This window comes from Dyella sedimenti (assembly GCF_022760995.1).
GTDB lineage: Bacteria > Pseudomonadota > Gammaproteobacteria > Xanthomonadales > Rhodanobacteraceae > Dyella > Dyella sedimenti.
Map to the genome: position 1 here is coordinate 56,745 of NZ_JAKWJO010000003.1, position 23,186 is coordinate 79,930.

The 23,186-nt window shown below is 66.1% G+C and carries 22 protein-coding genes and 1 tRNA gene; 18 read left to right on the top strand and 5 right to left on the bottom strand.

Annotation, left to right across the window (positions count from 1 at the left end; all coding sequences use genetic code 11):
* The first annotated feature begins 15 nt into the window (after positions 1–15).
* From fliF to MJ605_RS07970, 13 genes are all read left to right on the top strand, one after another.
* On the top strand, positions 16–1,437 hold the full coding sequence (gene fliF, locus MJ605_RS07910; RefSeq protein WP_243040895.1) for a flagellar basal-body MS-ring/collar protein FliF: 1,422 nt from the start codon (positions 16–18) through the stop codon (positions 1,435–1,437).
* Positions 1,434–1,880: a hypothetical protein gene (locus tag MJ605_RS07915; RefSeq protein WP_243040896.1), complete on the top strand. Its 447-nt coding sequence runs from the start codon at positions 1,434–1,436 to the stop codon at positions 1,878–1,880. The genes fliF and MJ605_RS07915 overlap by 4 nt, the downstream gene beginning before the upstream one ends.
* Complete coding sequence (locus tag MJ605_RS07920; protein WP_243040897.1) at positions 1,877–2,509, top strand: FliH/SctL family protein; 633 nt, start codon at positions 1,877–1,879, stop codon at positions 2,507–2,509. Before MJ605_RS07915 ends, MJ605_RS07920 begins: the two co-directional genes overlap by 4 nt.
* Positions 2,506–3,834: a FliI/YscN family ATPase gene (locus tag MJ605_RS07925; protein WP_243040898.1), complete on the top strand. Its 1,329-nt coding sequence runs from the start codon at positions 2,506–2,508 to the stop codon at positions 3,832–3,834. Before MJ605_RS07920 ends, MJ605_RS07925 begins: the two co-directional genes overlap by 4 nt.
* Positions 3,831–4,274, top strand: a complete 444-nt coding sequence (locus MJ605_RS07930) for a hypothetical protein (RefSeq protein ID WP_243040899.1) — start codon at positions 3,831–3,833, stop codon at positions 4,272–4,274. The genes MJ605_RS07925 and MJ605_RS07930 overlap by 4 nt, the downstream gene beginning before the upstream one ends.
* Entirely contained in the window at positions 4,271–5,077 is an 807-nt protein-coding gene (locus tag MJ605_RS07935; RefSeq protein WP_243040900.1) for a hypothetical protein, read from the top strand. Before MJ605_RS07930 ends, MJ605_RS07935 begins: the two co-directional genes overlap by 4 nt.
* Position 5,078: 1 nt before the next feature.
* Positions 5,079–5,498 (top strand): flagellar hook capping FlgD N-terminal domain-containing protein, encoded by a 420-nt coding sequence (locus MJ605_RS07940; RefSeq protein ID WP_243040901.1) that lies wholly within the window; start codon positions 5,079–5,081, stop codon positions 5,496–5,498.
* A gap of 9 nt (positions 5,499–5,507) precedes the next feature.
* Positions 5,508–6,674: a flagellar hook protein FlgE gene (locus MJ605_RS07945; RefSeq protein ID WP_243040902.1), complete on the top strand. Its 1,167-nt coding sequence runs from the start codon at positions 5,508–5,510 to the stop codon at positions 6,672–6,674.
* Positions 6,675–6,787: 113 nt separating this feature from the next.
* On the top strand, positions 6,788–7,426 hold the full coding sequence (locus tag MJ605_RS07950; protein ID WP_243040903.1) for a FliM/FliN family flagellar motor C-terminal domain-containing protein: 639 nt from the start codon (positions 6,788–6,790) through the stop codon (positions 7,424–7,426).
* Positions 7,427–7,442: 16 nt separating this feature from the next.
* Positions 7,443–7,745, top strand: a complete 303-nt coding sequence (locus tag MJ605_RS07955; RefSeq protein WP_243040904.1) for a FliM/FliN family flagellar motor switch protein — start codon at positions 7,443–7,445, stop codon at positions 7,743–7,745.
* Entirely contained in the window at positions 7,745–8,137 is a 393-nt protein-coding gene (locus MJ605_RS07960; RefSeq protein WP_243040905.1) for a hypothetical protein, read from the top strand. The genes MJ605_RS07955 and MJ605_RS07960 overlap by 1 nt, the downstream gene beginning before the upstream one ends.
* Positions 8,134–8,871: a flagellar type III secretion system pore protein FliP gene (gene fliP, locus MJ605_RS07965; RefSeq protein WP_243040906.1), complete on the top strand. Its 738-nt coding sequence runs from the start codon at positions 8,134–8,136 to the stop codon at positions 8,869–8,871. The genes MJ605_RS07960 and fliP overlap by 4 nt, the downstream gene beginning before the upstream one ends.
* 23 nt (positions 8,872–8,894) lie before the next feature.
* The gene (locus MJ605_RS07970) at positions 8,895–9,587 is read left to right on the top strand and encodes a sigma-70 family RNA polymerase sigma factor (RefSeq protein WP_279237487.1); all 693 of its coding nucleotides are present in this window, start codon (positions 8,895–8,897) and stop codon (positions 9,585–9,587) included.
* Positions 9,588–9,604: 17 nt separating this feature from the next.
* Here the strand turns inward: MJ605_RS07970 and MJ605_RS07975 are convergent, their stop codons facing one another.
* Positions 9,605–10,747 carry an MFS transporter gene (locus MJ605_RS07975; RefSeq protein WP_243040908.1) on the bottom strand — a complete coding sequence of 381 codons (1,143 nt, stop codon included), beginning with the start codon at positions 10,745–10,747 and terminating at the stop codon, positions 9,605–9,607.
* Positions 10,748–11,064: 317 nt separating this feature from the next.
* Between MJ605_RS07975 and MJ605_RS07980 the strand changes: the two genes are divergently transcribed.
* Positions 11,065–12,081, top strand: a complete 1,017-nt coding sequence (locus MJ605_RS07980) for a zinc-binding dehydrogenase (protein WP_243040909.1) — start codon at positions 11,065–11,067, stop codon at positions 12,079–12,081.
* A gap of 36 nt (positions 12,082–12,117) precedes the next feature.
* On the opposite strand, the gene MJ605_RS07985 is transcribed toward MJ605_RS07980, so the two are convergent.
* Positions 12,118–14,010 (bottom strand): M61 family metallopeptidase, encoded by a 1,893-nt coding sequence (locus tag MJ605_RS07985; RefSeq protein ID WP_243040910.1) that lies wholly within the window; start codon positions 14,008–14,010, stop codon positions 12,118–12,120.
* Between the two features lie 538 nt (positions 14,011–14,548).
* Here MJ605_RS07985 and MJ605_RS07990 point away from each other — a divergent pair.
* Positions 14,549–16,765, top strand: a complete 2,217-nt coding sequence (locus tag MJ605_RS07990; RefSeq protein ID WP_243040911.1) for a TonB-dependent receptor — start codon at positions 14,549–14,551, stop codon at positions 16,763–16,765.
* Positions 16,766–16,996: 231 nt separating this feature from the next.
* Here the strand turns inward: MJ605_RS07990 and MJ605_RS07995 are convergent.
* Positions 16,997–17,073: transfer RNA gene (locus tag MJ605_RS07995), tRNA-Pro, on the bottom strand.
* A 199-nt stretch (positions 17,074–17,272) separates the two neighbouring features.
* Here MJ605_RS07995 and hisS point away from each other — a divergent pair.
* Together hisS and MJ605_RS08005 are read left to right on the top strand one after the other, a co-directional pair.
* Complete coding sequence (gene hisS, locus MJ605_RS08000; protein WP_243040912.1) at positions 17,273–18,646, top strand: histidine--tRNA ligase; 1,374 nt, start codon at positions 17,273–17,275, stop codon at positions 18,644–18,646.
* A gap of 81 nt (positions 18,647–18,727) precedes the next feature.
* Positions 18,728–20,620 (top strand): HAL/PAL/TAL family ammonia-lyase, encoded by a 1,893-nt coding sequence (locus tag MJ605_RS08005; protein ID WP_243040913.1) that lies wholly within the window; start codon positions 18,728–18,730, stop codon positions 20,618–20,620.
* A 17-nt stretch (positions 20,621–20,637) separates the two neighbouring features.
* On the opposite strand, the gene MJ605_RS08010 is transcribed toward MJ605_RS08005, so the two are convergent.
* Complete coding sequence (locus MJ605_RS08010; protein WP_243040914.1) at positions 20,638–22,191, bottom strand: MDR family MFS transporter; 1,554 nt, start codon at positions 22,189–22,191, stop codon at positions 20,638–20,640.
* Entirely contained in the window at positions 22,188–22,631 is a 444-nt protein-coding gene (locus tag MJ605_RS08015) for a MarR family winged helix-turn-helix transcriptional regulator (protein ID WP_243040915.1), read from the bottom strand. Before MJ605_RS08015 ends, MJ605_RS08010 begins: the two co-directional genes overlap by 4 nt.
* A gap of 191 nt (positions 22,632–22,822) precedes the next feature.
* Here MJ605_RS08015 and MJ605_RS08020 point away from each other — a divergent pair, with 191 nt between their 5' ends.
* Positions 22,823–23,176, top strand: a complete 354-nt coding sequence (locus MJ605_RS08020; RefSeq protein ID WP_243040916.1) for a YerC/YecD family TrpR-related protein — start codon at positions 22,823–22,825, stop codon at positions 23,174–23,176.
* Positions 23,177–23,186: the final 10 nt, after the last annotated feature.

Here is a 23,186-nt window from a genome sequence, read left to right on the forward strand (position 1 = left end):
GTACCCGGAGCAGGCATGCAGCAGTTTCTTTCCAATCTTTCCCGGCGTGCCCGCATGGGCTTTGCGCTGGGCGCTTTCCTGATCGTTGGCGCGGGCGCCTCCATCGCCTGGTGGGCGGCCCATCCCGACTATGGGGTGTTGTTCCGGGACCTCAAGGACGCCGATGCGGCCGAGATCACGTCGGCCCTGGGGCAAATGCAGGTTCCCTACCGCCTGGCGGACGAGGGGCACGCCATCCTGGTGCCGGAGACCCAGGTGTACGACACCCGCATGAAGCTGGTGTCACAGGGCGTTCCCAAGGGCGGCAGCGTCGGCTTCGAGCTGTTCAAGGACTCCGACTATGGCGTCACGGAGTTCGCCCAGCGGGTGAATTTCCAGCGCGCCCTGCAGGGCGAACTCGAGCGGACGATCGATTCCATGGACGAGGTGTCCTCTTCGCGGGTCCACTTGACGATACGCCGGCAGGATCTTTTCTCGCATGACGAAGATGCCTCCAAGGCGTCCGTGGCGATCGCCATCAAGGCGGGAAAACACCTGGATGCCCGCCAGGTCGTCGGCATCCAGCGGCTGCTGGCCTCGGCGGTCGAAGGACTGGCGCCGGACGCGGTCGTGGTGCTGGATGGCAATGGCACCGTACTGTCGGCCCACGGTGTGGACGGCGGCCACCTTGCCATGGGCGATCGCCTCGATGAACAGTCACGCCTGGAGCTGCAGTTGCGGCGGAAAGTGGCCGAGCTGCTCCACCGGGTGCTGTCCAATGATGATTTTACCGTCTCGGTCGACGTGCGCCTCAACTATGACCACGTCAAGCAGGTTCGCGAGCAACTGATCTCCCAGGGCAAGGACGGCAATGGCTTGCTGGTCAGGGAGAAAACGGGGTCGTCCGGAAAGGCGGCCGACGACGCGGATCCCGATCATGAGAAGCCGGGAAGCTCGAGTAGCGAGCGCGAAGTGGAATATGCGCATGGACGCGAGCAGGAAGAGATCGTGCAGGCTCCCGGAAGGGTCGAGCGCATATCGGTAGGCATCGTCGTGCCGGAGGCGATGCCGCAAGGAGCGGTGGCCAAGCTGGCCGAAGTGGTCTCGGCCGGACTCGGGCTGGATGCCACCCGTGGAGACAAGGTGGACATCGCCTCGATCGCGCCGCCCATGGCCGCGCCGGCCGGCAAGCCCCATGCCACCGTGCCGCCGCCCGCCGCCATCCCGGCTCCGGACGTGGAAGACAATCATGCGGCGAAGGAGCCGCGCATCGCCGCCTCTTCGTTCCCGTCATGGCTTTGGATCAGCGTGGCGCTTGGCTTGTGCGCACTGCTGCTGGTTTCGTCATGGGGATTGTGGCGGGCGCGTTCGGCGCCGAAGCGGCTGACGTTGCATGAGCGCGAGGTGGCCCTGCAACGGCTGCGCGAATGGATTGCCCAGGCCGAGGCCAAGCCATGAGCTCGGCGGGCATGCGCAAGGCGGCGGCATTCCTGGCGGGGTTGCACGCGGTCGATCGCCGATGGCTGCTGGGCCAATTGCCGGTGGCCTCCGCGCGGCGGCTGGAGCCGCTGGTCAGGGAAGTGGCGCCGCTGCTCAAGGCCATGCCGGCTCCCGATGCCTTCTGGGATGAGCCGGCGAGCGAGGGATTGATCGAGGTGCCGGCTCCCGACGCGCTGGTACGGGCCCTGGATGCGCTCGATGAGGCATGGGCCGCCAGGATGATCGCCGCCGCGGCTCCGGACCATGCCGGGATCTACCTGGCGGCTTGTCCGCATCCGCGCGCCATGGGCATCCGCCATGAACTGGAAGCGTTGCCGAGCAAGCTGCCGGCCGCCCTCGCCCGGTGCATGAGCGAGGCATTGGCGAGCATGGCCCATGGACCGGAGGCGTCGCAGCCATGATCCGCCGGCTGAGCGATCCGGCCATCGCTACGGTATCGTCGCGCCGCCTGGTCGCGGCCGGGAACGATGCGGCCTCGGCGCAGGCACCGACCGATTCGGCGGCCTATGGCGATGGTTACCGGGAAGGTTTCGAAGCAGGCGAGGCAGATGGTTTGCGCGAGGCCGAGGCCCGTGCCCATGCGCTGGAGGATGAACTTCGGCGCAAGTACGAAGACGCCGAGTTGTCGCTGCGGGACGAGCGTGACCGCTTGGCGAGTCTCGTGGGGCGGCTGGCCGAGGCCGAGGCCGCGCACATGTCGGCCCTGGAGGCGGCAGCGTTTGAAGTCGCACTCCAAAGCCTGGCGCATGCCTTCGGTGAACGCGAGGGAGATCGCGAGCTGCTGGGCCGGATGATCGCGCAACTCGTACAGGCCTTTCGTTCGGACGCGTTGCGGATCGAGGTCGCCGAGCCTGACAGGGCACTGCTGCCCGACCATGTCGACGGTATCGGCATCGACGTGCGGCCCGGCCTGCGGCGGGGAGAATGCGTGCTGGTGACCGGGCATGGTCGCCTCGAGACTTCGATCATCGAGCGGTTGTCGCTCATCCATCGCTGCATGATCCAGGCGTTGGGAGGCGAGGCCCCATGACCGGCATGGCGGTCGCGAGATTCAAGGACCTGCTGGGCAGGGCCGCCATGGTTCATCGGCGCGGCCGCCTGACGGCGTTCAATGGGCTGGTCATCGAGGCGGAGGGGCCGGACGCCGTGCTGGGCGAGCTTTGCGAGGTCCGCGGCGAACCGGCGGCTGCCCCGGTCCTGGCCGAGGTCATCGGCTTCCGGGACGGGCATGTCCTGCTCATGCCGTTCGGGCATCTGAGAGGTATGCCGGTCGGAGCCACGGTGGAAGCCCTGGGGCGCAGGCTTCGCATCCCGGTTGGGCGCGACATGGTGGGCAGGGTGTTGGATGCCTTTGGCAATCCCCTGGATGGCAGGCCCGGGTTCCAGGCCACGGCCGAGCGCGATATCTACAGCGATGCCATCAATCCCCTGGCGCGCGCGCCACTGAGCGACTGCCTGGAAACGGGTGTAAGAGCCATCGACGGCATGATTCCCCTGGCGAAGGGACAACGCGTGGGAATCTTCGCGGGTAGCGGAGTGGGTAAAAGCACGTTGCTTGGCATGCTCGCCGGGCACGTGCGTGCCGACGTGATCGTGGTGGGCCTCATCGGAGAGCGTGGGCGCGAAGTGGCGGATTTTCTCCAGGATGCGCTCAGCCGCGAGGGCCGGGAGCGCTCGGTCCTGATCGTCGCCACGGCCGACCAGCCCGCGCTGATGCGGACGCATGCCGTGCATGCGGCTCACGCGGTAGCCGAGTATTTCAGGGATCTCGGGCAGGACGTGCTGCTGGTCGTCGATTCCATCACCCGTTTCGCGATGGCCCAGCGGGAAGTGGGGCTCGCCACGGGCGAACCTCCGACGTCGCGGGGTTATCCGCCTTCGGTATTCAATCTCCTGCCGCAAATCCTGGAACGCGGAGGAAGCCTCAAGAACTCCGGAACGATCACGGCCGTCTATAGCGTGCTGGTCGAGGGCGACGACATGAACGAGCCGGTGGCGGACCATATGCGGGCCGTGCTGGACGGACACATCGTGCTGTCCCGTGAGCTGGCGGCGCGGGGGCAATTGCCGGCGATCGACCTGCTCTCAAGCATCAGCCGGCTCCAATCCAGGATCTGCCAGGACGAGGAACTGGACGTCATGCGACGTGTGCGCTCGATGGTCGCCGTCCATGAGGCCTCGCGCGACCTGGTGGACATGGGGGCCTACCAGGCGGGCGCCAATCCCGCCCTGGACGAGGCCTTGCGCTGCCAGCCGCTGATTTTCGACTTCGTTCGCCAATCTCCCGGCGAGCGCACGGAAAGAAGGGAAAGCCTCAGGACGCTCCGTGAGCTGGCGGAAGGGCAATCGCCGTGAGCAATTCCTCGACGCGGTCCTATGAGGTCCTGTTGCGAATTGCCCGGGTAAGGGAGGCACGGGCTTCGTTGGATCTGGCCAGTGCGATACGGGAGGAGCGCGTGGCGTCGGAAAAGGTTGAGCAGGCATCGGCATGGTGCAGGATGGCATTCGATGCGCGATCCCGCTGTCTCCAGGGACAGCTCGCGATGGGCCAGTACGCGACGTATACCGCGTTGAGTGGTTCGCTGCATGAGCAACTGGCGATAGCCGATGAGGCGTTGGCCGTGGTATCCGCCCGGCGCCAGGAAAAGGCTGAGCGAGCCCTGGCCGCCGGAAGGTTTGCCGATGGCGTCGGGAAGGCATTGGACGACAGGCGCCAGGCAGCGGCGGTGATAAGCGAGTCCCGGCAATCCGAGCAACGGCTCGAGCTGTGGATGAGCGCGAAGGAGAACGCATGATCGATCTGCTGTCCGTTACCTCCATGAGCGGCCGGCCGGAGAGCGGAGCCCGAGCCAGGTCGGGCGACTTTTCCCACGCACTGGAGAAAGCGACGCCAAAGGGGGCCGAATCGGCAAAGGATGCAGTCCGCCCGCAAGGTTCCGGGAGGCAGGACGAACAGGCCGGTGATCGGACGGATATCAAGGCAGGGGACATCGCTGTGGTGGCGGCGGCCGATGGCGAAGCGCATGGCGAGGCCACGGCAGGGCCATTGCCGACGCCGCTCGTCGCGTCGCTGGAACGCGTACTGTCGGCACGGATCTTCGGCTTGCATGCGCAGGCCTCCGGCTATCTGTCGGAGCTTGCCTTGTCCAGCCAGCTCCATGAGGCGCTTGCGCCTCCTCAACGGAGTGAGGTCCTTGCCGGTTCACGGGACGTTTCCACCGGTTTCGATGTGGTTGTGGAAACGCCGCGCACCGAGGCGCTCGGCAGCGAGGATATGGCGGGAGGCGCCATGCCAGTCGACTCGCCCGGGGAGATGCATGCCTCCTGGGCGCCGGATGATGTGGCGCCCGCTCCGCCAGGCATGCCCGGTGCCGCGGGGGATGCGGTCGCATGGCAGGAGCGCTCCCTGCGCGTGATCCATCGACTCGATGGCAAGCAGGTCATCTGGCTACGCGACTACACGCTATCGCCGGACCAGGCGCACCGGCTGGCGCAGGAACTGGTCCGGCACGGGCAGGCGCAGGGCATGTCCCTGCACAGCATCCTATGGAACGGCCATGAGATCTGGCCATCAACCGGCAACGAACAAGGGGAGTGACATGTCCGTCGAAGCCATTGGCAGCGCGTTGAACACGACCGATCCATCCACGCTTTCGAACTCCGGCATCAACGAGCAGGATTTCATCCAGCTGTTCGTGAGCGAGCTGCAGTTCCAGGACCCCATGCAGCCGCTGGACAACAGCCAATTCCTTACCCAGCTGGCGCAGTTCGTCAGTATCGAGCAGCAAAGCGAGGAAGTGAGCGGCATCAACAACCTTCTTACGCTGGATTCCTCCGACCAGTCGCTAGGCCTGTTGTCCCATACCGTGCAGATCGCCAATGCGGACGGCTCGACCACCACGGGCAAGGTCACCGGCATCCAGTACACCAGTAATGGCGTGCAGATGACCATTTCCACCGGTACCAGCAATGTTGTCACCAATGTCGGTCTGTCCCAGATACAGCTCGTGACCCCTTGAGGTGAAGCCATGTCGAGCATCATGCAGGCGCTATACAACAGTGTTTCGGGGCTTTTCAGCTTTTCGCAGACGCTCAATACCATCAGCAACAACGTGAGCAACATGAACACCCCCGGTTTCCGGGGAAGCGACTCGTTCATGGAAAACGTGCTCGACTCCAATGGGTCGAAAGTGGCCGGTACGGGCTACGACCTCAGCGAGGGGCAAATTGAGCAGACCAGCACCGGTACGGATGTCGCCATCGACGGACAAGGTTTCTTTGTGCTGCAAGATCCCCAGGGGACGACCTATTACACCCGGTCGGGACAATTCCAGTTCAATGAAAAAGGCCAGCTGGTCGATTCCGTCAACCAGTACCTGGTGCTCGGCTACGGGACGGACGGAAGCTACGGTCCCATCGACATCTCCTCGCTGGAAAAGCTGCCGGCCGCAGCCACCACCTCGATTTCCCTGAGCGGCAATATCGATCCGACCAGCCCGTCCGACGACGTGAGCAACGTGACGGTCTATGACGCGCAGGGCAATGCGCATGCGTTGACGGTCTCGCTCACCAGCAATACCTCGGTGACTCCCGGCAGCTGGCTGGTCAGCATCACGGATGCGGGAGGAACGGCACTGGGCAGCGGCGAGATCCGCTTCAGCACCGATGGCACCTTGCAACCCGGCTATACGACGTTGACCGCCACCGGCGATTGGGGGCCTTCTCCGCAGACGCTTGCCTTCGATTTCGGCACGGCCGGCGGGTTGTCGGGTGCGACCAGCTTCCAGGGCAGCTCATCGACGCTGGCGGCGCAGGTGGAGGATGGCCACGGCGTCGTCGGTCTTTCTTCGCAGTCGTTCGACACCACGGGGACGTTGCAGTTGACCTATGGCGATGGTGAAACGAAGGCGGGCCCGCAGCTCGCGCTGGCATCCTTCCAGGACGAGTCCAGCCTCCAGATGATTCAGGGCAACCTGTATCTGCAACCGCAAACGCAGGTGGCGCAGATCGGCAGGCCCAGTTCGTCCATCTTCGGGAAAATCGATGGGAGCAGCCTGGAAATGTCCAACGTCGACCTGACGCAGCAACTGGCGGAAATGATCGTCATCCAGCGTGGCTACCAGGCAAGCTCAAGGGTCATGACCGTATCGAGCGACATGCTGCAACAGCTCTACGATTCCACGCGGGGCGGATGATGCCAGGGGCTATACGATTTGGCTGGATTGGCGAATCACGCCGGGCGACGTTGTATTCCCTGTTGATGCGCGAAGCATGCGAGTGGTCCCGCGACTGGTGGATGGCCCATTCCGTGTCGGCCATCGATGTTCGTCCATTGGATGAGTGGCCTGGACCCAAGGGGAAGGGAGCAGACACGGCGCATCGCCTCGGCGATGGCCTGCTCTGGCTATCCGCCAACGTGGAGGCCGGGGTCCTTGGTGCGTACCTGGCCGGACATCGCGGAGGCGGGAATAGCGTGCTGGCGGCAAAGGTCGGCGAAAGTGCGCTGGCGGATTTTGCCGATAGGCTGGCGCGCCATTCTGGCGTGGCCGTGCGGGCGATGGATACCGGCGATGACGCGGGAGAGGGGCGCAAGCTTGAGTTCGGCAGCTACATGGCTGCCGTTTTCCTGGGTGACCACGGTTTCCATCTGGCCATGGACCGCGCCTTGGTCGATGGGCTGGCGCCGGTCAAGACGCATGCCGGCACTTCGCTGGTTCCCAGGGCAAAGGCCGTCGGTAGCCGCGGCATCCCATTGGAGGCCTGCCTGTCGCTGGGAACGACGCCCTTATCGGGTCTCGACGACTTGAAGGTGGGGGAGGTACTGGTTGGTGACTCGGCGCTGGGTGAACCCCTGGCGCTTCGACTCGTGGGTGGTGACACCGTGGCCTACGCAACGCTCGGAAGGGATGGCCCGCGGCGTGCGGTCACTCTGATTGAATCTTTTTGAAAGACGGAAGTTTTCTATGAATGACATCGTCGAGGATCTGGAACTTTCCCCCGTGGCACGGGAGGCGAGGGACGGCAGCCCACTGGTCAAGCGCAACCTGTCCCTGCTTGGCCATGTCAACGTCAAGCTTGACGTGGTCGTCGGCCAGGTGGGAGTGTCGATCGATCAGCTGTTTTCCTTGGCCAAGGGAGAGGTGCTGGCCCTGGATGCGGAACTGGATGAGCCAGTAAAGGTCCGGCTGGACGGCAAGACGATCGCATTGGGTCACCTGGTAGCCGTCGGCGACCATTTCGGCATCAAGATATCGGAGATTCTCTGATGTCCTGGACGGATGCCATCGGGCAGGCCGCCCTGGGCGTGGCCTCTCCCGCAACCGTGGGCATCCCTTTCCGAACGGACTCAGCGGTAGCGGCGGACCGGCTCCTGTTCGCCATGCTGGGTGTCTCATTGGTGCTCGTGGCTGTGTTGGTGGCGCTGTATGTGGCCAAACGCCGTGGGTGGCTCAAGGGAATGATGCCTGCCGGCCTCGGGCGGAAGGACGATCCGGAGCCCCTGGTCTTGCGCGCCGCCAAACGCATCAGTGCCTCCACCTCCGTTTACGTCCTGGCCAGTGGCGATCGCGAGTTCCTGGTGGTGGAATCGGCGCGTGGTGTGACGTCGCAGATCCGGCTCCTGGGGTGTCATGGCGATTCACGGGGAGATCTGCCATGACATGGCGCTCCTTGGGTGCGGTTGCCAGTGGGCTGGCCTGCATGGTGGTTTGTGCCAGGGCGAATAGCGAGCCCGTCGCCAACCTGCTTGGTGGCCTTGCCAATGACGATTATTCGTCCATCCTCCGTTCCTTCCTGCTCCTGTCGGCGCTGGCATTTCTTCCATTGCTGGTGATTGCGCTGACCAGCTTCACGCGCATCATCGTGGTGCTTTCGCTGCTGCGCAGCGCGCTGGGACTCCAGCAGACGCCGCCCAACAGCGTGCTTCTCACCCTGGCCCTGTTCCTGACCCTTTTCTCGATGAATCCGGTGTTCGAGGCGGTCAGGCAGTCAGCCATCGCGCCTTACAGCCGCCATGAGATTTCCGCGGAAACGGCGGTGGGTAAGGGGTTCGAGCCATTCAAGCAGTTCATGGTGCGCCAGACCAGGGAGCAGGATCTGCTGGCCGTGGTGCGCATGGCCAAGTTGCCCGCCCCAAGGACGGTGGACGATATCGGCGCACTGCAGCTCATCCCTGCTTTCATGCTCAGCGAACTGCGTACGGCATTCCAGATCGGCTTCGTGGTTTTCTTGCCGTTCCTGCTGATCGACCTGGTCGTGGCGGCGATCCTGATGGCCCTGGGCATGATCATGCTGCCTCCCACGACCATCAGCCTGCCGCTCAAGATTCTCCTGTTTCTTCTGGTCAATGGCTGGACGCTGCTCGCCCAGGCGCTGATCGGCAGTTACCACTGACGGCGGGCGAGACAGCGTTGGAGATGGAGGAGTCCGCCCTGTGGGACTTGTGGCGAAACCAGCGCGACGCCGCTGCCAGGGAGAAATTGATCGCACGATATTCCGCCTGGGCTCGCCAGGTGGCTCGCGGGGTGTACCGCCGCATCTACGCCCTCGGAGATGCCTGGGAGGACTGTGCACAGAATGCGCTCATCGGTTTGATCGAAGCCATCGATCGCTTTGACCCGACCCGGGGCATCGACTTTGAACCCTATGCAAGGCATCGCGTGAGGGGCGCGGTTTTCAATGGCTTGCGGCAGTTGCGCGAAAACCTGGCCCAGGGGGCGGTCAGGAATGAAGCGCAGGTGGCCCGGGAGCGCATCGAGTCGCTGCAGGAGGAGAGGGACGGTGATCCTGTCGAGGCGTTCGTGGCCACCACTATCGGACTTGGCCTCGGGTTTCTCCTGGATGTCCAATCCTTGCCGGACCCGTCGGCCCAATCGGACGTCTATTCGACGGCCGAGCGTGCGCAAGCCGAGGCGGATCTGTCACGGAGCGTCGAAGCCCTTCCCGACAGGGAGCGCCTGGTGCTGACGCTCCATTACTACCACCATGTGCCCTTCGTACACATTGCGGAGCAGCTGGGTGTCACCAAGGGTCGGGTTTCGCAACTGCACAAGCGAGCCCTGGACCGGTTGCGGGAACGCCTGCAGGAGCACTGGGTGACGGCGGCCTAGCCCCCCGTGGCCATCCGTCATTCGCTTGTACGAACGGCGCGCGCCGGACGCCAATGCATCAGGCTCATGGCCAGCGCTCCTATCGGAAGCATGCCGCCGAGCACCGACACGCCCGGCCAGCCGTATTGCCGCCAGGCCCAGGAGGCGGCGAACGAGCCGATGGCGCCGCCGACGAACATCGTTGTCATGAACAGCGTGTTGAGGCGGCTCTTGTATTCGGGGTGGAGTCCGTAGATCAGGTGCTGGTGGGAGACCAGGGCGGCCTGCACGCCGAAGTCCAGCACGATCACGCCGGCGATCAGTCCCCATAGGCCGGGCAGAGCGGCGAAGATCGCCCAGGCCAGGATCGTCGCGGCCGCGCCCAGCGCGATGATCGGCGCGGGCCCCCTGCGGTCGGCGACGCGCCCGGCGACCGGCGCCATGGCCACGCCGACGGCGCCCACCACGCCGAACAGGCCCGCCACCGCCGCGCCCAGGTTCAGCGGCGGCTGGGCGAGACGAAGCGCGAGAATGGTCCAGAACGTGGAGAACGAGCCGAACAGCAGGGCCTGGGTCATGGCCGCGCGCCGGAGCACCGGTTCGCCGGTCCAGAGTTTGACGAGCGAAGCCATCAGCTCGCGATAGCGCAGCGGATGGCGGGGGCGGTGCTCGGGCAGGGAGCGGCCCATGAGGATGGCGCCCATGACCGCAATGGGAACCGCGAGCCAGAACATCGAGCGCCATCCCGCGGCCGTGGAGATCAGGCCGGCGAGCGTGCGGCTGAGCAGGATGCCGGTCAGCAGGCCGCTCATCACGCTGCCGATGGCCGAGCCGCGTTTCTCCGGCGGGGCGAGAACGGCCGCGAACGGCACGATCTGCTGCGCGACGGTGGCGGTGGCGCCGACCAGCACCGACGCCACCGCCAAGGCAGCCAACCCCGGGGCCATGGCCGCCAGCACGAGGGACGCGGCCAGCACGAGGAACTGCACCACGATCAGCCGGCGACGTTCGAGCATGTCGCCCAGGGGCAGCAGGAACAGCAGGCCCGCGGCGTAGCCCAATTGCGTGAGCGTGGGAATCCAGCCACTGACGCGCGCATCGCCCAGGCCATGGCTCATGAGGCCAAGCATGGGCTGGTTGTAGTAGATGTTGGCGACGGCCAGGCCGGCCGCCAGGGCCATGGCGAAAAGCCTGCGCCTGGACAGGACGGGAGAAGGCGTGCGGCTGGCCATGGGAGGAATCCGGTGGAGAAGGGGAAAGAATGGGAGCGCGGAGCGTAGGGCATGGGTCTTATGGTGGCTATCCGGAAATTTGCAATTCAGCGCCAAGTGTAGGGGCGCACCCTGCGCGACCGCGGAGCATAGGTTTGCCGCTCCGTGGTGGTCGCTAACAGGCTCCAAGTCTTTCGAGAAAAGCCGGCGGTTTCGTCCAAGCCGCCGGCCTGGCGCTTCATCGATGCTTGGATGGGCTGCGCAGTCACGCGGACGGGAGGTGGAGGATGGATGGCACGACCTATCGGGCGGTGCAGGCGGTTGCGCCGGGACGGCTGGAACTGACGGAGAAACCTCTCCAGGCACCCGGGCCGGGCATGGTCCGCCTTCGCGTGGAGGCGTGCGGCGTCTGCCATTCCGACGCGGGTACGGTCGAGGGCGTTTTCCCGATCCAGTGGCCCCGTGTGCCAGGCCACGAAGCCATTGGCCGGATCGATGCCCTAGGCGACGGTGTGCAGGGATGGTCGCTGGGACAACGCGTCGGCGTGGGCTTCCTTGCCGGCCCTTGCGGTTATTGCGAGAGCTGTCGCAGCGGCGACCTGGTGAACTGCCGGAACCAGTCTTACACGGGCATCCATGTGGACGGCGGCTACGCCGACGTGATGCTGGCCAAGGCCAGCGGGCTGGTGCGGATTCCCGAGGCCCTGGCCGCTGTCGACGCGGCGCCGCTGCTGTGCGCGGGCCTGACAACCTTCAGCGCGCTGCGGAACTCGCCCGCGCGGGCCGGGGACCTGGTCGCGGTGCTGGGCATCGGGGGCCTGGGCCATCTGGGCGTGCAATACGCCAGGCATATGGGTTTCGAAGTGGTGGCGATCGCGCGTGGCCAGGACAAGGCGGCGTTGGCCAGGCAGTTGGGCGCGCACCACTACATCGACAGTGCCGCCGGGGATCCGGCAGCGGCGCTGCAGGCGCTCGGTGGCGCCAAGGTCATCCTGGTTACCGCATCCGCCGGCAGGACGACGACCGATGCCTTCAGGGGCTTGCGGCCGGGCGGCGTATCGGTCGTCGTCGGCGTCGGGGACCAGCCCGTCGAAGTGCCGAGCGTCGAGCTCGTGCTCGGCAGCCGTAGGCTTGAAGGCTCCCTGACGGGGACGCCGGCGGCTGGCGATGCCACGCTCCGCTTCAGTGCGTTGAGTGGCGTATCGGCCATGATCGAGACCATGCCCTTGGAGAAGGCGCCGGAAGCGTACGCGAAAATGATGGCGGGCAAGGCGCGCTTCCGCATGGTGCTGGTCATGGCATAGCGGGCGTCGCATGAAGGCCGCCGTCGTGTCACGGGATCATGGATTGCCGGCCTGCGCGGCAGTTGCCACCGGCCGCGGCGCGGTGATGGCGGAAAGGGCATCGGCAGTGCCGCCGACGCGTTCCAGGTGGGCGTATTTCTCGCCTTCGCGATAATCGAGTGTGGCGGTGCCGACGGTGTCGCCGTTCTGCACGATCAGGTCGATCGGTGCCTTCGTCTTGAGTGCGTCCAGCCATTGGTCCGGACTGAAGCGGATGCCGTTGACCGACAGAAGCTTCACGCCGGGCAACAGGCCCGCGGTGAAGGCGGGGCTTCCCTTGTACACGTCCACGACCCGTCCTTCGGAAGTGAGCATCACGCCTGGGCCCAGGCGCGTGTCCCCGGGGGTGCCCCAGGCCTTGTCCGCTTCCGAAGAAGCATCGGTCAGCACGAGTTTCCATCCGCTGCGGTCGAGGCCTGTTTCTGGCAGGCCAACGCCCACATAGGTCAGTCGATGCTGGAGAAACGCGCTCCAGTCGTAGGGCTGGACCCGGTTGAGGGTGGCGACCAGCTCCGCGAAGTCATAGGTCTTCACGTTGCCGGTGCCGCCGGGATGGCCGAAGAACGCGCGCGCGAAGTCGTCCAGCGAGCGCGCCCCGCCACTGAGCGAGCGGATCTGCGTATCCACGTCGAACCACAGCAGGATGCCTTCGTCGTAGTAATCCTGGTCGCCGCGCTGCCAGTTGTTCCAGGTCGTCGGGCTCATCGGGACGGCATCGGCGGTGTCCTGCAGGCTGCGCCACTGGCGTCCGCTCTGGCTGGCCATCTGCGCGACGTGCCTGGCCAGGACGTCGCGATACTGAGCCGGGGTCCAGATGCCGGCGCGCGCGGTGATTACCTCGCCGTAGTAATTGGTGAAACCTTCGTACACCCACAGCAGGTCGTCCTGCATGGGTGTGTTGAAGTCCGGCGTCCACAAGTCCGCCGGCACGCGGTACTTGCCATCCCAGGAGTGGACATATTCATGCGGGAGCAGAGCGCCGAACAGCAGCGAATGAGGATCGGCAAAGGCGCTGGCCGAAAGATAGTTGCTGCTGGACTGGTGGTGTTCCAGGCCGTGGGTGCCCACATGGTCCGACACCGCTAGGAGGAAGTCGTAGTGGTCGAAATGGCGTGCCCTGAACAAGGCATCGGTCTGCTCGATCACCTTGGCGAGGATGCTGGCCTCGCCCGCGGCGGCATCGAGCCCTGCGGGCCTGTCGGCAGCGACATCGAGGCGTATCGCCTGGCCGTGGCCGCTGGCGATGTCCACGCGCTTGAAGTACTCCCCCGCCAGGACGGGCGAGTCGACCAGCGTTTCCAGGTCGGTGCGCTTGAATGAGACGTCGTTGCCCTTGCGGTGATCGGTTTCCAGCGCGCTGGCGTAGTTCCAGCCTGTGGGCAGCGTGATGCTGGGCAGGACACCGATCCTGCGCGCGGCATATCCCGCCGGGTAGAGCAGGACCTGTTCGAAGTTCAGGCTGGCCAGTTTCGGCGTTGCGCCGAGGAAACCGTGCGATTCCGGCTGGATCAGGGATTCCATGCTCACCTGCAGCGCACGCACGCCCTCCGGCACGTCCAGATGGAACAGGTACATGTTCCGCAGGTCCCGGCGCCAGGGAATGACTTTTCCGTTCCCGTGGATCACCAGGCCCGCCAGGCTTTCGATCGGATTGCTGGGCTTGTGATCGCCCGGCACCCATTGGGGGTAGTAGAGCGAAACCGGTCCTGGCGCCACCGGTATCGTTTCCGCCACCTCATAGACACGTTGCGGTACCCGGGTCAGGTCGAGGTGGAGGGCGATATCGCCGGCAGGATAACTCTCATCCCGCGGAGGCGATTCCTCGGACAGGCCAGGCTGGGCCAGGGCGAGGAGAAGAAGAGCAAGGCTGCAAGCCATGGCATGTTTCATCGGGGGGATTTTCCTGGAGTCGTATGGCAGGCGCCGCTGCATGCACATGCGCCTTGCAGGGGCGGGCAGGTTATCCCATGCACGGAAATGGTGTTAATCCGAACAAGCATCGAAGCCAGCCATCGACTGCCTGGTTCCGATGTCCCCCGAGGACGGGCGCCACGATGCCGATCATCCGATTCCCCTGAGCCATCCATCCGGTTTTGGACGTCTATTCGGTCGGATCGAGCGCATGGTGCATGCTCCACGACATCGGGTTACGCCATGGTGAAGGTGGTGGAGGCGGGAGGCTGCGGAGGCCGGCTGGCCGGTGGTGGACTTGTTCCGGCCAGGGCCGCTCCAGCAGCCCCTGCGGCAGTGCGTCGAATGGCCGCACGGTGGGCGCAATGCCACGCGCTTCAGCCGTTTGTTCCCAGGTTTGGCCGGAAGACCATGGCGGTGCCTGGACAGGGAAGGCCGTACGGCTACTCGACGCCCGCCAATGATAATGATTATCATTGGCGTGATCGGATTTTCCTGTTTCCCCTTGGGATCATTTATGCCTACGACTTTACCCCCATCGCGCTTTGGCGCCTTGCTGTTCAAGCCGGCCGTACTCGCCAGTGCGTTGTTCGCCGTCGCCGCGGCGCATGCCGACGATACGACGAACCAGGAGCAGCGCAAGCCCGGCGACAACGTGACGACGCTGTCGGGCGTGCAGGTACAGGCCGACGTGGCCGCGCCGACATCGGCCTACGCCGGCGGCCAGGTGGCGCGAGGCGGGCGCTTCGGCGTGCTGGGCAACCAGGATGCGATGAACGTTCCCTTCAGCCTCGCCAGCTATACCGACACGCTGATCCGCGACCAGCAGGCCCGCACCCTGGGCGACGTGGTGGACAACGACCCGGCCGTGCGCACGGGGTTTGGCTACGGCAACTATTCGCAGGTGTTCACCATCCGCGGTTTCCAGCTGTATAGCGATGACATCGGCTTCGACGGGCTTTATGGCCTGCTTCCGCGCCAGCTGCTCGCGCCCGAGTTGATCAGCCGCGTGGAGGTGTTCAAGGGCGCCAATGCCTTTCTCAATGGCATCAGCATCGCCGGTTCGGGCATCGGCGGCGCCATCAATATCGCGCCCAAGCGGGCGGAAGCGCAGCCGATAACGCGCGTGGGCGTCGACTACGGCAGCGACGGCCAGGTGGGCGGCACCATCGACTTCGGCCGCCGCTTTGGTGCTGGAAACGAGTTCGGCATCCGCGTGAACGCGGTGCACCGCGATGGCGACACGGCCATCGATGGGGAAAAGCGCCGCGTCACCGCCGCCGCGGTCGACTTCGACTACCGTGGCGACCGCCTGCGCATCACCACCGACGTCGGCTACCAGAAGCAGGTCATCAGCGGCGGCCGCTCGGTGGTGTACATCGGCAGCGCTACCGAGGTGCCTAGCGCGCCATCGGCAAAGACCAACTATGCGCAGCCGTGGTCGGGCTCCTCGCTGGAGGACACCTTCGGCGTCGTCCGCGCGGAATACGATTTCACGCCGTGGCTGATCGGCTATGCCGCCGCCGGCGGGCACCACGGCCACGAGTTCGGCGACTACGTGAGCCCGACGCTCATCGACAACGCCGGCAACGCCACGGAGTCGCGCTTCACCGTGCCGTACATCGCCGACACCGGCACCGGCGAGGCCGGCTTCAATGCGCATTTCGATACCGGGGACGTTACCCACCGGGTGACCCTGGGCTTCTCGGCCCTGTCCACGAACAAGAAAGCCGCCTATGCCGGCTCCGACACGTTCGACACCAACATCTACCACCCGACCAGCGTCGCGACGCCGGACTACATCTACAACGTCGGCCCGATCAGCGACCCTGGCTTCACCGGCCGGACGCAGCTGCGCAGCCTGGCGCTTTCCGACACGCTCGGCTTCATGGACGATCGCCTGCAGGTCACGCTCGGCGTGCGTCGCCAGAAGCTGCATGTCATCAGCTATGCCTACGCGGTGGACGGCGTGGACGGCGCCAAGACATCCGAATACCTGCAATACGCCAGCAGCCCGATCGTCGGCGTGGTCTACCGCATCGCCGATGCATGGTCTGTCTATGCCAACCATATCGAGGCGCTCACCCAGGGCGGCGAGGCGCCGGTGAACTTCAATGGCGCGCCGGTCACCAACGCCGGCCAGGTATTCGCCCCATACAAGGCCAAGCAGAACGAAGTCGGCGTCAAATGGGATGGCGGCAACGTCGGCAGCAGCCTTGCCCTATTCCAGATCAAGCAGCCCAGCGCCTACGTCGATGCGACCAACACCTACGTGGTGGACGGCGAACAGCGCAATCGTGGCGTGGAGTGGAGCTTCTTCGGCGAACCGGTCACGGGCGTGCGCATCCTGGGTGGCGCCAATTATCTCCAGCCCAGCATGGTGAAGACCCAGGGCGGGCTGGATGACGGCAAGGATGCCATCGGCGTGCCGCGCTTCCAGGCCAATGCCGGCGTGGAGTGGACCGTTCCCGATACGCCGGACCTGACCTTCAGCGCGCGCGCCGTGCGGACGGGCAAGCAATACCTGGATGTCGCCAACACGCTGAAGGTGCCGGCATGGACCACCTATGACGTCGGCGCAAGGGTGACGGCCCCGCTGGAGGGCGTGCCGGTGACCTTCAATCTCACCGTCCAGAACCTGACCAACAAGAATTACTGGGCCTCGGCGACCGGCGGCTACCTGACCCAGGGAACGCCGCGCACCGTCATGTTGTCTGCGAACTTCGATTTTTGAGGTAAGGGCCCTATGAGTATCGCGACGGATCGGCCTAGCCTGGTCCGATCCGTCGCATTGACGTCGTCCCGCATGGCTTTATGAGCGGGTGGCTTGTCCTCGTGTCCGTGGAATGCAGCCCAGGAAAGGACGACGGCTTGCGCGATGCGGGGCCGTTTCCGCCCGCAAAAAGAAGAAGGCCCTGAAAGCACGCCGTTTAGCGGATTTCAGGGCCTTCATTACTTCGAATTTTGGTCGGGGTGACATGATTCGAACATGCGACTTCTACGTCCCGAACGTAGCGCTCTACCAGGCTGAGCTACACCCCGTGGGAGCCGCGTATCTTAATGGCCTCCCGCGACCTTGGCAACAGGGGCGTGCAAATTTTTCGTCATGATGCGTCCGGCAAGCGGGAGCGGGGCGGCGGCGCGGCTGGGGAGTGGCCTTCTGCTAACCTATGCGGCTTGGTTGGGTTTGCCGCCATGCGGCGGTGGCCCGACGTTTTCCTGTCGCTTAGCAGAGGATTTCATGGCGCTTACCCCGGCCCGCACCATGCCCGGCGTGCTCGAATTGCTGCCGCTCGACCAGATCGCGTTCCAGCGCATGCTCGATGTGATCCGCCGCAACTATGAGCGCTTCGGTTTCCTGCCGATCGAGACGCCGGTCATCGAATATGCCGACGTGCTGCTGACCAAGACCGGCGGCGAGACCGAGCGCCAGGTCTATTTCGTGCAGTCCACCGGTTCGCTGGAGCAGGGCGAGAAGCCGGAGCTGGCGCTTCGCTTCGACCTTACCGTGCCACTGGCGCGCTACGTGGCCGAGCACGAACACGACCTGTCCTTCCCATTCCGCCGTTACCAGATGCAGCGCGTATACCGCGGCGAGCGCGCCCAGCGCGGCCGCTTCCGCGAGTTCTACCAGTGCGACATCGACGTGATCGGCAAGGACGCCCTATCGATCCGCTACGACGCCGAACTGCCGGCGGTCATCTACAGCGTCTTCCGCGAGCTGAACATCGGCGCGTTCACCATCCAGCTCAACAACCGCAAGCTGATGCGCGGCTTCTTCGAGAGCCTGGGCGTGGGCGACAGCGAGCAGCAGACCCTGGTGCTGCGCGAGGTGGACAAGCTGGACAAGCGCGGTGCCGACTACGTGCGCGGCACGCTCACTGCCGAGCCGTTCGGCCTGAGCGCGGCCACTGCGCAGAAGATCCTCGATTTCGTGCAGGTACGCTCCACTTCGCTGCAGGATGCGTTCGACCGGCTCGACGCGCTGGGCCCTGGCCCGGAGGCGATGGAGCAGGGGCGCGCGGAACTGAGGGAAGTGCTCTGCCTGATCCGCGACTTCGGCGTGCCGGAGACGCACTACGCGCTGAATCTCTCCATCGCGCGTGGCCTGGACTACTATACCGGCACCGTCTACGAGACCACGCTCAACGACCATCCGCAGATCGGCTCGATCTGCTCGGGCGGCCGCTACGAGAACCTGGCCAGCCAGTACACCAAGTCCAAGCTGCCGGGCGTGGGCATTTCCATCGGGCTCACGCGCCTGTACTGGCAGCTGCGCGACGCCGGGCTGGTCGCCACCGGGCAGAGCACGGTCGACGTGCTGGTGACGCAGATGGATCCGGCCCAGCTGCCTGCCTACCTCGCCGTGGCCAACGAGCTGCGCAGTGCCGGCATCGCCACCGAGGTGGTGATGGACGGCGGCAAGCTGGGCAAGCAGTTCAAGTATGCCGACCGCGCGGGCATCCGCTTCGCGGTAGTGCTGGGCGAGGACGAACTCGCCAAGGGCGTGGTCACCGTGAAGGACCTGCGCCGCGAGGACCAGTTCGAGGTACCGCGCGCCGAACTCGTCAAGACGCTGCGTGTCGAACTGGCGCAGGCCGAGATCGGTCGCTGAGCCGCCTCGCCTGAATCACCGCCGCGCCGTGATGGCGCGGCGCTCCATGGATACACGGGCCCGTCCGGGCCGGAGCCGAGCATGACTGCGAAGACCATTCTCCTGGACGGCAGCAGCCTTACCCGCGAGCAACTGGTGGCGGTGGCCCGCCGGGGGCTGTGCGTGGTGCTGGACGAGGCGCAGCTTGCACGCGTGCGGCGCGCGGCGGATTTCCTCGCCGACAAGGTGAGCTGCGGGGAGCCGACCTATGGCGTCACCACCGGCTTCGGCAGCAATGCCGACAAGCTACTGGGCGCGCACCGCCTGCGCGACGAGCTGCCGGGAGGCAATCCGGGCAAGCCGGAGGGCACGCTGCTGGAAGAGCTGCAGCACAACCTCATCACCACCCACGCGGTCTGCGTGGGCAAGCCGTTCGCGGCGGACGTGGTGCGCGCCATGCTGGTGATCCGCATCAATACGCTGATGCGTGGGCATTCGGGCATCCGCGTGGAGACGCTCAAGGCACTCACCGCGATGCTCAACGCCGACGTGGTGCCGGTGGTGCCGGAGAAGGGCTCGGTCGGCGCCAGCGGCGACCTGGCCCCACTCTCGCACCTGGCCATCGTGCTGCTGGGCGGCGGCGAGGCGTTCTACCGGGGCGAGCGCCTGCCGGGCGCCGAGGCGCTCCGGCGCGCCGGCCTGTCGCCGATTCGGCTGTCCTTCAAGGAAGGGCTGGCGCTCAACAACGGCACCGCGCAGATGCTGGCCACCGCCGCGCTGGCGCTGGACGACCTGGCCTATTTGCTAGATTTGGCCGACCTCGCCGCGGCGATGACGCTGGATGCCTTCGCCGGACGCAGCGGCGCGCTGCGCCCGGAAGTGCATGCGCTGCGCCCGCATCCTGGCCAGGTCGGCACCGCCGAACACGTAAGGAGCCTGCTCGACGGCAGCACGCTGGTGGACATTCCCTATCACCTGGTGCCGCGCTTCAAGCCGTGGACGGCCGAGGCCTGGGCCGATCCCGCCGATCAGGCGCTGACCTTCGACATCGGCTGGGACTGGGTGCCCGCGAACCAGCGCCATGGTCGCGAGGCGTTCTACGCGCGCTTCCTGCCGTTCCGGGGTGGCAAGAAGCACCAGCCGCAGGATGCCTATTGCCTGCGCTGCATGCCGCAGGTGCACGGCGCGGTGCGCGACGCCTGGGCCCAGGCCTGCCGCGTGATCGACATCGAGCTCAACGCGGTCACCGACAACCCGCTGATCTTCCCCGATGCGGAAGGCGCGCAGTTCATCGAGGAGCAGGTGATCTCGGCCGGCCATTTCCATGGCATGCCGCTGGCGCTGGCGATGAGCTACGTGAAGGCGGCGCTTCCGGTGCTGGCGTCGATCTCCGAGCGGCGCCTCAACAAGCTGGTGGACCCGGCCACCAACGATGGCCTGCCAGCCTTCCTCACCGGCAACGAGGACGGTACCGACTCCGGCTTCATGATCGTGCAGTACACCGCCGCGGCGCTGGTGAATGATCTCGCCACGCGTGCGCATCCGGCCAGCGTGTATTCGGTGCCGACCAGTGCGAACGCCGAGGACCACGTATCGATGGGCGCCAACGAGGCGCGTCACGTGCTGGAGATGATGGAAGACCTGGGCCATGTGATCGCGCTGGAGCTGTACACCGCCGCGCAGGCACTGGATTTCCGCCAGGCCATGCTCAACGCGGCGCGCCGCCTGGCGGCGCGCGGGGACTGGCAGGCGCTGGCCGGCAAGGTGTCCAATGCGCCACGCGAAGGGCATCCGCACCATGCGCAGTTCGCCGAGGAAGTGCGCCAGCTCACCGCGGCGCTGGCCCACGTGGGCGACTTCCATGCGGGCACCGCCGTGCGCCGGGCGCACGATGCGCTGCGCGAGCATATCGGCTTCATGTCGCGCGACCGTGCGATGGATGGCGACGTGCGCAAGGTCTGCGAGCTGGTGCGGCAGCGCGCGTTCACGGCCTAGCCGGAATACCCGTGTCGCTACTCGGCCACCGGCGCCGGCGCGGCGGCGTGAGGGTGGTGGTCGCGCAGCGGAAACTCCGGCAGCAGCAGGATCACCAGGAAAGCGCAGGCCACCACCAGTGTGCCGGTGACGAAGGTGAAGGCGATGGCGTGGCGGTAGACGGCCACCGCTGCCGCCTGCGCATGCAGGGACAGCACGCTGTCGGGACTCGGGCCGCCCTCGGCGAGCAGGGTGGCGGTATGCGGCAGCAGGTTCGACGAGCGCCGCAGCTGCCAGGCAAGGATGGCGCCGGAGCCCGCCACGCCGACCAGCCCGCCCAGCGAGCGGAAGAAGGCCAGCGTGGCCGTGCCCACGCCTCGGTGGACCGGCGCCAGCGCGTTCTGCACGGCAATGGTCATGTTCGGCATCACCAGGCCCAGCCCGAGGCCGAGCGAGAGCATCGACGGTTCGATGACGCCAAGCCCCTGCGAGGTGGCCGCGCTCCACGCCAGCACGCCGAAGGCGACCGTGGCCACCGCCAGGCCGATCACCTGCGCCGGCTTATAGCGGCCCGCGCGCAGCAGCACGCGTCCGTTGAACAGCGAGGCCGCCGCGATGCCGACCATCAGCGGCCCGGTCATCAGTCCGGAGCGGGCAGGGCTCACGCCCATCACCAATTGGAAGAACAGCGGGAAGAACAGGCTGGCGCCCAGCAGGCCCATGAAGGTCAGCGCCATCACCGTGCAGGCGATCACGAACAGGCGGTTGTGGAACAGGGCCAGCGGCAAGACCGGCTCCGGCTCGTGGCGGACGTGCCGCACGAACAGCACGCCGGTCAGCGCCGCGCATGCGGCGAAGCCGGCGATGGGCGCGGAAGCCCACGGCCATTGCGTGCCGCCCAGGGTCAGCACCAGCAGTAGCGAGACGGTGGCGATGGTCATCAGGGCCGAGCCCAGATAGTCGATGCGACGGTGGTGCAACGGCGTGTACTGGCGCAGCGTGCGCCCGATCATCACCAGCGCCACCGCGCCGACCGGCAGGTTCACGTAGAAGATCCAGTGCCAGGACAGCAGGTCGGTGATGAGGCCGCCGAGCACTGGGCCGACCACGCTGCAGACGGCGAAGATCGCCGCGATCACGCCCTGCCGACGCCCGCGCTGCGTCGGCGGCACCATGTCGCCGATGATGATCTGCGCCAGCGGCAGCAGGCCGCCCGCGCCCACGCCCTGCACGGCGCGGAACACGATCAGCTCGATCAGGTTGCGTGCCGCGCCGCTCAGCACCGAGCCCAGCAGGAATACCAGGATGGCGAACATGACCATCGGCTTGCGGCCGTACTGGTCGCTCAGCTTGCCGTACAGCGGCATGGTGGCGGTGGAGGCGAGCACGTAGGCCGTCACCACCCAGGAGAGATGGTTGATGCCACCCAGGTCGCTCACGATGCGTGGCAGCGCGGTGGCGACGATGCTCTGGTCGATCGCGCCCAGCGCCAGCACGATCACCAGGCCGATGAACACGCGCTGGATTTCCTGGGCGGAAGGCGGGCTGGCCACGGGGAGCGTGGCGGCAGGCGTGGCGATGGGCTGGGTCATGCGTCGAGCTCGTTGAGGGCGGGGATGGCGGCGCGGATCGCCTCGAACGAGGCAGGGGAGAGTTCGGCCAGGGCTTGGGCCAGGCGGTCGGTGAGCTGCTTGCGCCGGGCCTCGACGGTGGCGCGGCCGCGCGCGGTGACCATTAGCCCCACGCGCCGTCGGTCGCCGGTATCGGGAACCGTGCGCTTGACCAGGCCGGCCTCGACCAGGCTCTTGAGATGGCCGCTGATGGTCGGGCTGCGCAAGCGCTCCAGCCCGGCCAGCTCGCCCACGCCGATGCCCGGGTGCTCCAGGATGGCCACCAGCAACTGGCCCTGCAGCGGGGAAACGGCGGATTCCTCGGCGTCCCGCCGGATCTGCCGGTAGACGCGCCGCAGCGCGGCGCGCAGCTGCTCGGCCACGACGAGAGCCTCGCGGCGTTGGGTGGTCTTGGCATGCATGGCCTTGCCTCGCGGATGAATAGGTAGGTTACCTATCTATGTTAGCCGCGTCGGCAACGCTTGGCGAGACCGGCGTGACGACGCGGTTGCCCGCAAGAAATTGCCATGGCCGCATGCGACGTGGCAGCGGCTTGCCGGGCCGCGCCGCGTCGCGTATCATGCGATCCATTGTATTAACGCGTTAGTACATTATGAAGCGTCGATCGCTCGATCCCGAAACCCCGGCCGAATCGGCCGAACGCAGCCTGTGCGAGGCGTTGCTGTCGCTCAAGGGCGTCGATGAGATGTCGGCGTTCCTGCACGACCTGTGCACGCCGGCCGAACTGGAGGTGATGGTGGACCGCTGGCGCGTGGTGCCGTACCTGCTCGAAGGCGTGTCCTACCGGGAGATTCACGAGCGCACCGCGGTGAGCATCACCACCATCGGTCGCGTGGCGCGCTACATCAACCAGGGCAGTGGCGGCTACCTGGCCGCCGCCGCCCGTGCCGCCCGCCGCCGCGCGGCCGGCAAGAAGGCCAAGGGTTCCTCCCATGCCACCGCGTAGCCAGGGCGGG